This is a genomic window from Psychrobacter sp. CX16, from assembly GCF_057396245.1.
Genome location: NZ_JBXYJF010000023.1, coordinates 39,923 through 53,591 on the forward strand (window position 1 = coordinate 39,923; position 13,669 = coordinate 53,591).

The 13,669-nt window shown below is 39.3% G+C and carries 8 protein-coding genes; 1 reads left to right on the forward strand and 7 read right to left on the reverse strand.

Annotated elements, in window-relative coordinates:
• Positions 1-9: 9 nt before the first annotated feature.
• Positions 10-531 (forward strand): Lcl C-terminal domain-containing protein, encoded by a 522-nt coding sequence (locus AC2SLM_RS09340; RefSeq protein ID WP_486553437.1) that lies wholly within the window; start codon positions 10-12, stop codon positions 529-531.
• A 401-nt stretch (positions 532-932) separates the two neighbouring features.
• On the opposite strand, the gene AC2SLM_RS09345 is transcribed toward AC2SLM_RS09340, so the two are convergent.
• The 7 genes from AC2SLM_RS09345 to AC2SLM_RS09375 all read right to left on the reverse strand — a co-directional run bounded on the left by AC2SLM_RS09345 (position 933) and on the right by AC2SLM_RS09375 (position 13,575).
• Positions 933-1,427, reverse strand: coding sequence for an aminotransferase class V-fold PLP-dependent enzyme (locus AC2SLM_RS09345; RefSeq protein WP_486553449.1), 495 nt, complete (start codon positions 1,425-1,427; stop codon positions 933-935).
• A 401-nt stretch (positions 1,428-1,828) separates the two neighbouring features.
• Positions 1,829-4,312 carry a hypothetical protein gene (locus AC2SLM_RS09350; protein WP_486553439.1) on the reverse strand — a complete coding sequence of 828 codons (2,484 nt, stop codon included), beginning with the start codon at positions 4,310-4,312 and terminating at the stop codon, positions 1,829-1,831.
• Positions 4,312-5,523, reverse strand: a complete 1,212-nt coding sequence (locus AC2SLM_RS09355; RefSeq protein WP_486553441.1) for a VWA domain-containing protein — start codon at positions 5,521-5,523, stop codon at positions 4,312-4,314. The genes AC2SLM_RS09350 and AC2SLM_RS09355 overlap by 1 nt, the downstream gene beginning before the upstream one ends.
• A gap of 18 nt (positions 5,524-5,541) precedes the next feature.
• On the reverse strand, positions 5,542-8,451 hold the full coding sequence (locus AC2SLM_RS09360; protein ID WP_486553443.1) for a DUF5682 family protein: 2,910 nt from the start codon (positions 8,449-8,451) through the stop codon (positions 5,542-5,544).
• Complete coding sequence (locus AC2SLM_RS09365) at positions 8,442-9,581, reverse strand: ATP-binding protein (RefSeq protein WP_486553450.1); 1,140 nt, start codon at positions 9,579-9,581, stop codon at positions 8,442-8,444. Before AC2SLM_RS09365 ends, AC2SLM_RS09360 begins: the two co-directional genes overlap by 10 nt.
• Before the next feature lie 144 nt (positions 9,582-9,725).
• Positions 9,726-12,713 (reverse strand): DUF4132 domain-containing protein, encoded by a 2,988-nt coding sequence (locus AC2SLM_RS09370; RefSeq protein ID WP_486553444.1) that lies wholly within the window; start codon positions 12,711-12,713, stop codon positions 9,726-9,728.
• 43 nt (positions 12,714-12,756) lie between these two features.
• Positions 12,757-13,575 carry an IS3 family transposase gene (locus AC2SLM_RS09375; RefSeq protein ID WP_486553195.1) on the reverse strand — a complete coding sequence of 273 codons (819 nt, stop codon included), beginning with the start codon at positions 13,573-13,575 and terminating at the stop codon, positions 12,757-12,759.
• Between the last annotated feature and the right edge of the window lie 94 nt (positions 13,576-13,669).

Below are 13,669 nucleotides of genomic sequence, written 5' to 3' on the forward strand. Positions count from 1 at the left end.
GAGAAAAACATGAAAAGTAAAGTTATAGTAAAACTAGTTGTTGCTTGTTGCACTACTGCAATAGTAACTAATACTTATGCTGGATTCTGCAATACTAATGCCTTGCTAGAAAGCACACCGAATAGTAATTTTGAAATTATAAGCAATGGAACAGAAGTCAAAGATAAAACTACAGGTTTAATATGGCAACGTTGTAGTTTAGGACAAACATGGAACGGAACAACTTGCACTGGTGATGCTGAAAGTTATAACTGGAAAAATGCTTTAGAACAAGTTGAAATATTGGGTGATAATTATAGGATGCCAAACTTAAAAGAGCTCTCAAGTATTATCGAACGGCAATGCTCTGCACCTTCAATAAATCAAACTATATTTCCAAATACAATAAGTGATGGTAGTTATTGGACTTCTACTCCAACAATTCATTTAAAAAATAAGGTGTGGATTGTTTCTTTTAGGGCAGGTAATGATTTTTACGAAAGTAAAAACTCTATAAACTATAAATATACAAGAGCAGTACGTTCCGATTAAGCGAAATATAGGCATTAGCTAAAGTATGTTTTATTATAGGACATATATTAAAAATTCTATCTTATAGTGCTTGGACAATTAGTAAACAGTAGCAACTTATCATACATGTAAAAACTTCGATGGGTTTAAAGAAGGCATAAAAGCTACTTTTCACATCAATTTACATAATTTTTAAATAAGAAACGCATTTCGAACTCATTTAACTCAAGTGTTGTTTTTTTATAACTTTTCAGTTGACGCAATTTATATTTTAAATCTAGGATATTAGCTACTGAAAGTTGATTAAACATAAATCGCAGTAACACTGAATATAGGTTGGACACTTAAGAGGCACTATGCGGTCTAGATTTTTATTGATTAATAGTAGAAGTTAGGACTTGAACTTGAACATATAAAAATCATCAAAAACGGTTATCACTTAACCTCATCTTTTCCACCGTTTCAATAACAAGGCTAATAGCAAGCTCAACTTCATGGGTCGTCGTCATACGTCCCACGCAAATCCTAAAACTACTCTCAGCTGTCTCTTTTGAAATGTGCATCGTCTTTAATAGAGGCGGATATTCCCGATTAAGCCCATCACAAGCAGACCCTAAGGAGAAAGCAAGCTTAGGCTGTAGGTTATTTAATAATCGCATACTATCGACACCCTCAATTGCAAGGTATAAGTTACCAGGATGACGGTTATCAATATCGCCAATGACTTTGATGTTTAGCTCTTTCTTTAATCCCTCAAGTAATAAATCTCTAAGCCTCTTTAAATAGCTTGCTTCATTTTCTCTATGCTCATCTAGTATTTCACAAGCCTTACGAAATCCAGCTATCAACGGCGTTGATAGCGTCCCTGCACGCAGTCCATTTTGCTGACCGCCACCTACTATGATCGGTGTATAGATTTAACGGGTGTCCACTTGATACAAGAATCAAGTGGACACTTAGCTTTTGGGAGTGTCCATTTTGTGTAGGAATGGATGTTCACGAGGCGCAGTATTTTCCAAAAATTAAGGGTTCCACTAATTAAAGCACCTTTAACGCTAATAAGTGCAATTTCTTTAACATACTCTTCAGGTATATGCATGATACTAAACCCATTATCAAAATCTCGGTACTTTTGATTCAACTTTTTGTCACTACTATTGTAAATACCCCATTCTTAACACAACATCATTGTAGAATAATTAAGCCACCTGCCTGTACTCAGCAGGTGTCATTTGAGACCTAAGTTAAGTTCGATCTAGCATAGTCTTTGCGCCTATGATAGTGCGTAAGTTCTATTATTTAAACTAATCGGCCTAATTTACTCGCTATTGATAACCACTGGTATACGTAGCTCTAACAATAACAATTGTCGACATAAATAGACCAACTGTAGTAGGCTGATCGTTTGTAAGGTGTTTGATATAGTTAAAGAATTTATAGGCTCTGTACTTTCTACTGTATTAGTTCTGGTTGTATTTTTGGTCGTATAAAGAGACTTAATACTATTGGCGATAATACTAAGGCCTGCATCACTGGCCAACTTTTGTTGATAGCGTAACTGTTTAATTTGGCCTTCAGTAGGCTGAATTCTGCCATTAGCGGTTAAGCTTTCTACAACAGTTAAAATAGGCTCACAAATTAAATGCGACAATATCATAGGTTTAATAACATCGATCTCATCCAGCCTTCTTTTTTTACTCATCAATTTACTAATTTTGCCAGATAACAGCTCTTTTAAAGTCAACTTCTTAGTAGGTACCCTATCGTAATTTAAGTGAAATAATCTATCATGTAACATTAAAGTTAAAGGGAGTAACTCTATCTTATCCTGATCAAAACTGACTTTTGCGACTACCAATTTGATATCATGCATATTGAGTCGTTCTAACTTTTTAATGCTATTTATACTTTGAGCATCGTCACTATCCCAATCCAAACGTAAACGCAGTTGGTTATTAGCCTTGTCAGCCAGCTGCCACCACACACATTGCTCAATTTCATCAACTAATAACTCCCCTATTTTAGTAGGATTTAACACCACAACTTTATCTAACTCACTATCTAAAGACAGTTTATCCTGCCAAGTTTGCACCAGCTCTGACCAATCTGCCACTGACACCGTTTCAACGCACGCCAAATAATCACTATAGTTATCCTTTAAAGAGCTTTTCTCAGTGACTTTACTGCCCGACACTGCCAACCCCCCATTAGCATTAAACCTTGGGTTTGATAAGGTATTGACATGATTCATTAAACTTTGACTTGAAGATAGCCAGACCGCATTAAACCAAGCAGACTGTTTGTCAAAATTTAAATCTTGACCTTGCGCTCTAGCTTTAGTCAAATCTATGATTTGCTGCTCATTAGGTTCATAAAAGTACAAGGTAAGCCCTCTCGCTTTACCTTGACTCTGCCACCACTCAGCTGCAAGAGGATATAATGTTAACTTTGGAAGGTTTTGATCAGTATCATAAGCATTCCGCAATTTACCCCGAAGAGTGACCAACTCATCGCCATCACAATGTTTTAACTGATAAAGATAGGCTGTTAAATCTGCCAGCCCAAATAAAATCTGCCGTTCATTAATATGATTATTACCCTTAACAAAATCATGCATCTGACCACTTATTTGACGTAATTGTGTCGCTAATCTAGGTAAGTGGTGACTGCGAGCTAAGGTATTATTGAGATGCATACGATTGGCTGCGAACGCATCAATGTGAGTCAAACCTCGTGTCACTAATTTTTGAATTTCACTCTCTATATCTTCAAGTAACACAAGCGTTGACTGTGGCAACTGCTGCATTAAATAAGGGTTTGAAGCTAGATTATTGGACGTTGAATCGGTTTGTAAGCTTTGCATCAACCATTGTTTAATAGGTTGAAAGTTCTGCTCAGAATCATAGGCACGTTTTACTTCCAGTATCGCTAACCAATGATAACTATCAGGGTCTTTTTCTATCTTAGATAGCATCCCTGAAAAACCTGCTCCTTGTATGTAACGTATCCGCTGACTTTGGTTGGTCAATTGAATATTGATACTGTTTTGCTCAATATCTATCTGGGTTTTATCGTTATCAGTGGTAGTAGTGGTTGCAATAGGGTAAGTTTCAAAATAAGTAAGCGCCATTGCCATCGCTTTTAACCGCTTCGCTTTAGTGATTTTTTTAGCTATCTTCTGTAAGTCTTCTAATTGCAAAGCCAATAATTCATTAAGAACAGTGGGACTTTTATACTCTGTAGCCGTCTTTAAGTCCTCAATATTAGTTTGAACTTTAGCATGGTCAGTCGAACCATCATCAATTATGCTAGGCTTGCAATCTGACTTTACACTATCTTGCGCATCATTTTCCTCTGCTAGCTCATTTGATTTTGCTAGCTCATTTGTTTTTGCTAGCTGACTGTATTTTTGTTGCGGGCTAGCTAAGGTCTGAAGATACAACACTGAAGCAACGATATGCTTGCAAGCACTCACTGCGGGGCAATCACATTTGGCGTGGGTCAAACCATTATCTGGTAAAGTTACTATCTGGCTATCGCTGTTTAGTCGAACTTCTGTGGCAGCTGGCTTTTTAGTTGATTGGTCATCAATGGGCTCATCTTCGATAATTTGTACTTTAGCTGCCGCCACATCTTTTTTGGCTCGACGTAATAATCCGGCATTGGCATAAGTTTTCAATGCTTCTTCATCATAAGCTTGATAATGTGATATCAGGCTACTGATAGCCCTGTTGCAAGACTTGTTATTGGTATTTGAATTTGTGTTGGTGCTGATATTGATATTGGGGTTGGCATGATTCATTAATTCATTACCTCTGCCAACCAATCGGCAAAATGCTCTGGGGTTAGTGCCGAAACCTGCATGCCGTGTTGCACCAATTTTTGGGCCATCTGAATATCGTAGACACTATTGGCATTATCATCAAGAGCCCCTAATCCTAATAATTTAACCTGTTGACTATGCATTCTAGCAACTGAACTTAATAAATGCGGTACCGAACCACCTTCTTCAAAGTCACTTATTAACGCAAATACCGTACGTTTCGGCTCTGTAATAATAGACTCAGCATATTGAACAGCCTTTGCAATATTGGTCCCACCCCCAAGCTGTACTGTCAGTAAGACTTCAACAGGATCATCAGCCATATGACTTAAATCAACCACATTGGTGTCAAATACCAATAACTTAACGGTAACTGCAGGCAAACTGGCCAAAATACTGGCACAGACAGCACTGTACATTACTGAACTTAGCATAGAAGCACTTTGATCCACACATAATACGACCGTCCATGGCAAATGTCGCTGCACACGGGCATTAAATATAGGTTCACGTATGATTATCTTACCCAAATCATGATTATAGTTTTTCAGGTTGGCCATGATTGTTCGTTTCCAGTCAAAGTTTTGACTGTTAGCAATAAAGGATCGCCGAAAACGATTTCGTCGACCTTGTAAAGCGTTGACAAAATTTGGCCGAAGTTTGGCAACAATATCAGCCACTACTTTTTCAATAATACGACGGATATTATCGCGAACTTCTTCGCTCAAGGTCCCTCTTAAACTAAGTAGGGCTTTGGCCAATTGTGGCGTGGGTTCTAACTGTTGTAAAACCTCCTCATTTTTGAGAAGTTTGGTTATTTGATAGCGTTCGAGGGCGTGATTTTGTACTCGTTCAAAAGTGCTTTGGGGAAACAGTTCACGAGCTTGATTTAGCCAATTTACGGCAGTTAATTGGGAGTCATCGAGTGAGCCACCACTGCCTTGTTTGCCTCGTTTATTACTTAATAAGTCGCCCCGATTATCATATTCCCGGTTATACAAATAATCCAGACTACGCTGCAACCGCATTTGATCTCCAGATAAAGCCACATCAGACAAAGCTTTATCACTATAGCGGCCAAGGATTAATCGCCAACGGCTAAGGGCTGGATTATTAGAATTTGCACGGGTTTTGCTAAGACTTTCCGTATTTTTGAAGGGGTCTTTTTGAAAATTTTGATCACTGATCATAGCTTATTCCCACCCCTATCACTCTACGCCAAACCATTGTTGTAATCCTCGGTCGTGCAATAGTTTTTGTAATCGCTGATTTAAACCTAAGCCATGCATCAAGTCCGACTCGCTTAACTGTCCTTGGTATTGAGTAACCTGAGCAGCAGAGACACCATGTAGATTGGCAACCTGATTAGCAAGATCATTGGTCTGTATGGGTTTTAGTCCTGTAAAAGCCAATCGTAAATCTGGCAATAAACTGATAAAGGTTTCTTCATCCCAGCTGGTTATTAATCTATCTAACATTGCGGTAGCTTCTGAGTAATGCAAAAATAAGGTCGGCACCGCTTGCAACATACCAGATATATAAGCCACAGCAGTTTCAGCATTCGCGCCTACGCCAAAATGTTGTTTTAAACGTAGTGCTAAACTGGTTTCATCAGTGATGCCATCAATAAACTCAAGAGCGTGTACTGCCCCTACCAAAAGTTCTATATCCTGCCAACTGGGTAATAACCTACTCAATGTTTTGTGAAAATCTGCAATTAGATCTACCTCAGTAGTTACCACCCTTTGTTCATTCTCAGCAGCAACGCTCATCGAGTTATCAGGACTTAAAGCTTGAGTGACTACTTGAGAAGTATCATTAATAATAGGACCGATTTGTTTTAGCAGATTATGCAAACTTAAAATATTGGCCAGCGTATCCGAGACTTGATCTTCATTAGGGTTTTGCAATTGTGATAATAAAAACAGAGCTGTAGGCGGAACTTCAGCAATCAGAGTAGCAAGCTGTTCGTCTTTTTGTAATTGTAAAAAGGCTTTTCCCGTCCATAAATATAATAAATGCTGACCGCAAGCTATAACTGAACCTAAATCAGGGTCTTTAGGCAAAATATTTGTCATTTCATCAAATAAGACGTTAATTTGAGAGGTCAACCCCATGAGTGAGGCTTGAATAAGTAAGGAAATAAGTTGCGCCGAAGATTGGTTTTGCCCCTGCTCAGCATAATCTTGGCGTTGACGTAACAGCTGCGTCGTGGCCAGTTGATAAATGTCCGAGCCTTGTTCAGACAATTCAATTAGTCGAGATTCAACTTGAGGAGTCCAAGCATATTGCCATTCTTCAAATAATAAGTGCAGTTGTCCTCCATGTAAGAAGTCCGGTCCACTTTGACGCCTTGCAAACCCTACATCCAAAAACGTAAGTAAATGAAGTAAGCAACTTCGTTTGCGATGGTTCGAATTTCGTAACACATCAAGCTTCGCAGTTTTGCTCAAAGTATCATTCAACTTGAAACGATTGGCTTTTACCAACTCATAAACCTGCGCCAAGATGGGTGGGGTTCTTTGACTACTAACCACCTCACCGAGTTTGGATCCACTAAGGTTTTGCTGCAGTAAACGATGAAAGCCTGAGCTACCCTCATCATTGTTGCCTTTTAAAAAACTACTGGCACAGGCATCTATCAAATCATAACGACCGATCAATCTATGCTCACGAAGTTTAGCGAGCCGCATAGCCTGTTCACTGGCCGTTTTAACGGTAATATAATTACTTTGAGTAATCTGCTCTTTTCGTAATTGGTGGGAAAAATCACTTAAAAAATTGATCACCAGTTGCAGTCGGTTTTGTGGCTCATCGCAGTTAACCATTTGTTCCCAGCAAGCTTGATAAAAAGCTGGTGAGGGTATGCCAGAAGCATACCCATTTAACGCATCTAACTTATCGAAACTGTACCTAATTAGCCAAGACTCATCTGCAGAGGTAGTGATAGACTGATAAGCGGTCGTTGAATGGGTTGGATCTATTGACCTGTTGCTTGTGATTGACTTGGTGCTTGTATCCGATGGCTTATCTAATGGTTGTGAGGCTTCTTTGTTGGTATCGGATAAGAGTGATTGCTGTAGGCTTTCAATTAACGCTAAAGTATGAAAACCACCAGTGACCACTACTATTTTTGGGGTATCTTTTAAAGGGTTATTTGAATTTTTTGACTTTTCTGGCTTTTTAACAGAGCCACTTTTCAGCGACTGATAGCACTTGATTATACGTTGGCTCATATAATCTTCGCGCACCACTGAACCTTCCATTACAAGAACTTTTTGCTCATAGTCAAGTCGGGACATGGCACACCATACCAATACTTTGTCAAAAAAGGTTTGCCAATCCCTAAGCTGATAGATGCTATCTAACTCAAATAAATGCTCCCAGACTTCATCATGGTCTCGGCAATGTAGCTTTTCTGCCAATCTTTTGATATAAGTGCTATGGGCCAGATATCGCTCTTGTTGAAGGCTTTGTGACTCCCAGTTCTGTTCAGATAGTACCCACTGACGATGGGCGACTTGTTCTGAAAAAGGCAGATCTATACATTGCAGTTGACAGCTATTCAAGGTGCTTCTACCTGTTTGGCAGGTATTTGTTTGACTGGCATCAGTATTCTCTTGACCCTGAGACGCATAACGCAGTGCTACCCATTCCGGGGAGTATTCACAAAAGGGAAAATATGCAGAATAAGGATGCTGTACTAGACGTTTGCTTTTCTGTTTATCGGATGAGTTACTTTTATCGGACGGCTTGTTGCTTTGCAAATCTTCTGATTCAATCTCGACTGAATCTGAATCTGAATCTGTAACGAAATAACTGACTTGGGTTTGACACAATACCGCTAGTGGCGGTTTATTATCAGGATGCTTTAAGTCCTCAAGCATCTCATTAAAACTAGCAGGCGCTTCAATTAACACCGCATTCGGCTCAATACTAACCAATGCTTGCTTAGTAGCATAGGCACAAGCTGGACTATGATGTCGAATGGGCAGTAGATAGATGCCCAGTTCATTCAATTTCGCTAAATCATTGAGTGCTGTTGCCAAACGCTTGGGGAGTTGTCCAGCTTCAAAGGTCAATGAATGTCTATCCCCTTCAGCCGTATCTACTGCCAAAATGTCTTACCCTCATTATAAAATGCCTTCCAAGTTTTATCTTTTCGCGCTCGTTCCTTAACCACATTATCCATATAAAAACGAATACGTTTAATATCATCGGCGTTGTCTTTAAGCACCACCCCAATGATCTGCTTCGCCACCGCAGCAGCTGATAGCGATTTATCTCCCAAATAATACCCCTCTAGTGCTGAGGCATAAGCCACATTAAACGCTTCTGCAGAAGACATTACAGCATCTGGTGTCTTAATAGCAGTGCCCGCCTTAGTCTGTCCTTGACGCAACTCTTGAAAAACAGTTACCAACAGATCAATGACTTCATCTTTTAAATCAATTTCATTGCCTATATTGGCTTCTAGATTACCAAGCTCGGTTTTCAACTGTTTTAAAATCAAAGACTTTTCAAACTCAGCATCGCTAATCGGGTGTACCGTCTCAAAATTAAAACGACGCTTTAAAGCTGAAGACATTTCGTGGACGCCTTTATCTCTAAGGTTTGCCGTAGCAATCACATTAAATCCGGGTTTGGCAAACAACCTACCTTGCTCACCAAACTCTGGGATCATCATGGTTTTCTCAGACATCATAGATACCAGCACATCCTGAATCTCAGGAGGACAACGGGTAATTTCCTCTAACCTGACTATTTTGCCTTGTGACATGGCTTGATATATCGGAGACGGAACCAAAGACTTTTGATTCGCCCCTTCTGCCAATAATAAAGCAAAGTTCCAGGAGTATTTAAGATGGTCTTCGGTGGTACCTGCTGAGCCTTGCACCATCAGTCCTGAATCATCACAAATGGCCGCTGTTAATAGCTCAGATAACATGGATTTGGCGGTACCTGGCTCTCCCACCATCATCAAGCCTTGTTTGCCAAGTAAAGTAACTATACAGCGGTCGACTAGCGCATCATCGCCATAAAACTTACGGCTAATGTCTAGGGATTCATCGCCCAATATAAATTTTCGGACCGCTTTTGGTGAACGAAGCCACCCAATTGGAATAGCATGTCCGTTAGCTTTGTCATCTTGCGACAGTCTATCCAGTTCTTGCTTATAACGCTGCTCCGCGGATTGCTTCAGAACGTTTTGGTTACTGTTATTAGCCTCATCATTGTCACTGTTCATGGAGTTGCTAACGTCGCTATCATTTTGAGCGGCCTTGGTCACAGTTTCGGTCGACATAATTTATCCAAATTTGCAATTTACTGTTTTAATTTTATTGCTTTAAATATACTGCTATAAAATTAGAGTTACTTTTATCATAGTGTCTTACCACAGTGTTTTCTTTTCCCATTCCTCATCATACCCCGACGTTGCTTCAGCGACCTTTTTATATTCAGCATAACTTTCTGCCAACAATATGGGGTTTACGTCTTTTAACAAGATATAATCAGTATTCCATGAATAAGATTGCTTGGTTTCAAAACACAACTCAAAAAGCACAGTGGGAATGTTCTCTTCTGGGACATAACTGCCACTAAATACTATTACAGCCGAGATACCCAAACTGTCGTAGTTTTTAAAATAACGATCAAATGAACCGGCATCTTCGATACTGGCCCTTTGATACCCCATCTTAGTTAACACTCCTCTTAAGGTGAAAGTATCGGTGACATAACCTTTAAATTCATCAATTTGGTTTGCCTCTTTTTCAAACTGTGGACAATGATGATCAAATTGACTGAATAAAGGTTTAATCTCATAATCTTTTAGATGCTCTCGCCAATTATCACAAGCTTCTTGATCTACTAATACTGCATGAGCCAGCTTAACAAAGCTATCATCACTTAGGCTAACTTCTTCATCATCTATGTCTAACAACGCGCCATCTTCATCTGGACGGAAAGCTCGAATTAACTTGCCCTCAGCATCCACTTCCAGCCATACTAGCCTGCTAATCAGTCGCTTCATAATCGGATGGGTAAACAAGTATTGTAGCCAGTCACTGCTATGCCACATACGCTCACTACATATAGATTCATAGAGTCGAGCCGTTTGTAAACTGAGCACTTGTTTCAACTCTTTTTTGCTATTGCTAAATAGCGATTTGGCTTCTTTAATTATTGCCGCATCGTCATTTTTCCTAGGTGCAGGCATCGATTTAATGACTTTCCCAGACTCGTTTTGCAATACAAACTTGTCTTTTTCATTGACAAAAGCAGTTAGTGTTCGTGAATCGTAATCCAGGGTTAACAGTCCATTATCATCCAATCCAGCAGTAGGTATAGTACGGTCTGCAAGCTCGTCTGCTGTCCAATTATTGCGTTCTGCAATTTGAGTAACCAACTCTTTCGCCAAATCTTGAATTGAACTAGTTCGGTAACGTCGAGATAAGCCCAATAACAACTGAATAACAAGCGGATCATCACTGTTGGCAAAGGCTGTCAACATCGCCATAATCTGTGCATTACGACGATAATGCTGTTTCATAAACTCTTGCAAGATACTTACTGCTTTACTCCCGCTGGCTTTATAAGTTAATGCCAGTAAGCCTTTACTTTTAATTGCTGAGCCTAGATAAATACTCAGTTGCTCTCGTTTTATTTCTTCTATAACTTGTTCGAGAGTAATATTCTCATACCGTGCCCACCAGCTGTCTTCACTATCTTTGCCCCAGCGATTGTAAGAGTCTTTATAACTTTGCAATCTTGCCGGAGCTTCTTTCTGAGCCGTCTCAGTTGCTTCAGTCACGCTAACGGTACGGGTATCTTCTGCAATAAAGGTTTGCAATAAATATTCCGCCAAGGCTTGCTGACTGTTCTCATCAAGTAGCCCCATGTAGCGTTGCAGCAACCCATTGGGATTAGGGTCTTTTAGTTTTTCGGCCAAAGTTACCCACCATTGAATTATCAAAGGATTAACCGTTTCGCCATTTTGCCACTTCACTGGCGGCAAACTTTGTACATCAAACCACTGAAAACTTTTTAAAGTTTTGCCTTTAAGCCCTTTTTCGGCATCTTTTAATAAAGCTGAAGGGGATAGATACTTTGAGATATCTTCACCCAAGTCTTCTAATGCGGTTAGAATACTGGCGATAACTATCTCTTTTTTCTCTTTTTTCAGCAGTTGATAAAGGGCTTTTATTACTTGCTCCTTATGACTGTCATCCTGCTCATTAAGACGGACTAACCATTCAACCGCTGTTACTCGTATCGCTTGTTTGCCATTACCCAGAGCTTCTATAGCTCGCTCATGGATATTAGGTAAGTTAGATAACAAATCTTGAGCGTCTTGCCTTACTGTTTTACTTTCACCCAAAGCATACTCCAATAATCTAGGAATAAACTGCTTAGGGATGGTTTCAAATTTAGCTAAGATCTCCATTGCTTTAACAGGCTCAAATTTATACCAACTGCTTTCGCTTTGGTTAGGTAACAATCCCAGTGCTTCCGATAAATAATCTATATGTTGTGTAAAGAAAGGGACGATTTGTTCAGGACGATTGAGAAACCTAGGTAGCACAGGCGCCCAAGTATATTCCAAATACTGTTCGCCTATTTCTCGTTCAGGGTTTTCAATATCACAATCTTTCATTACCTGAGCCAATTGTCTAAGCTCAATATTGATCAACATTTCTGGGGTTATAACATTTTCAAATTTGTGCCACATAATCCCATTATTTTTTCTATTATTGTTCATTGAAAGTCTAATAGCGTGATGCAGACCATATTCAGGTAAACTTTGTAGCCTTTTTTTATAGCCAATAATTTCATTAAGGGCATTGTTATTAAACAAACCTTTATTGCCTTTGCCATTCAAAGCTGCTAGAAGATTAGCTCCATACTGAGTGGGCTTCAATTTATTCCAATATTTGTAGTTATCTTGCATCCATTTTCTAGGGTGTTCTGAGCTCTTATTGTCCTCAATCTCTTTTTCTGCCATTATTCGTTTTTTCTCAAGTAACTCTTGATAGTTTTCAGTTAAAATTTCGATAACATTATCAGTAAAAGGTTGAGTAACAAGAGGTTCAATCTCAGGTAATTTATAACTACTTTCTTCCATCTCATCTAAGCTTTGTAAGCGGCTTAAAGCAGACTGAATGCCTTGAATAACTGATGTTTGCTTTTCATTTTCTAAAGCTGTTTTTAAAATTGAGTAGGGAGTGTCTGCACTATTGGTTTCTAAACCCTCAATATTTTTATTCATTTCAGAATCTGTATCAGTATTTGAACCCTGCCTTGCAATAATATCTGCTGCTTGCCGGCGCCGACTGGCATTACCCTTATGTAATAGCTCTATTAAATAGGGTTGAATCATCTTGTAAATACCCCATTCTTAACACAACATCATCGTAGAATAATTAAGCCACCTGCCTGTACTCAGCAGGTGTCATATCATTAAGTGAATCATGGGGTCTTTCGGTGTTATAAACCTTGATCCATTCTTCAGTCAGCTTATTGACTTCATTTAAATCATTGAATAAATAACAATCCAAAACCTCATTGCGATAACTACGATTAAACCGTTCAATATAAGCATTCTGATAAGGACATCCAGGCTCAATATAGTCAATATAAATACCATGAGCTGATGCCCAGTCAGTAAACACTTTAGAGGTAAACTCACTGCCATTATCCACACGAATCTGCTTAGGATAGCCATGCCACTCGGCTAACTGGTCAAGGTAGCGAATCACTCGGAGTGAGGGAATACTGGTACCAATATCAATGCCGAGTACTTCGCGGTTATAATCATCAATCACATTAAAGGTGCGAAAGCGAATATTGTTGTATAGGCTGTCGCTCATGAAATCCATTGACCAAGTATGTCCCAATGCATTTGGTACACTTAACGGCTGAGGATTGCGTGTTGGTAGACGTCTTTTAGACTTACCACGTAGGTTTAAGTTTAACGCTGTATAAACACGATGTACGCGCTTATGATTCCATGAATAGCCAAGCTTGCGTATACGCTTAAAACACTTTGGGAAACCCCAACTATTGTGCTTATCTGTTAGCTCATTTAAAACCTCAATAATTTCACTATCATCAGATAGTTTAGGCTTATAGTAGTAAGCAGTTCGACTGATGCAGACGACCTGACAACTCAATGCAATACTGATACCATACTGCGCCTGTAACTCTTGCGCCCAGACTTTGCGCGCGAGGGCAGGCGCTATAGCTTTTTTATGATCTCTTCCTGCATCTGCGCTTTGAGGCTTAAATCAGCAAACATCTGTTTAAGCCTACGGTTTTCTTCTTCAAGCTCTTTTA

Coding starts and splice junctions, on each gene's coding strand:
- AC2SLM_RS09340 (WP_486553437.1), top strand. CDS start 10: ATGAAAAGTAAAGTTATAGTAAAACTAGTTGTTGCTTGTTGCACTACT.
- AC2SLM_RS09350 (WP_486553439.1), bottom strand. CDS start 4,312: ATGAATCATGCCAACCCCAATATCAATATCAGCACCAACACAAATTCA.
- AC2SLM_RS09355 (WP_486553441.1), bottom strand. CDS start 5,523: ATGATCAGTGATCAAAATTTTCAAAAAGACCCCTTCAAAAATACGGAA.
- AC2SLM_RS09365 (WP_486553450.1), bottom strand. CDS start 9,581: ATGAACAGTGACAATGATGAGGCTAATAACAGTAACCAAAACGTTCTG.
- AC2SLM_RS09370 (WP_486553444.1), bottom strand. CDS start 12,713: ATGATTCAACCCTATTTAATAGAGCTATTACATAAGGGTAATGCCAGT.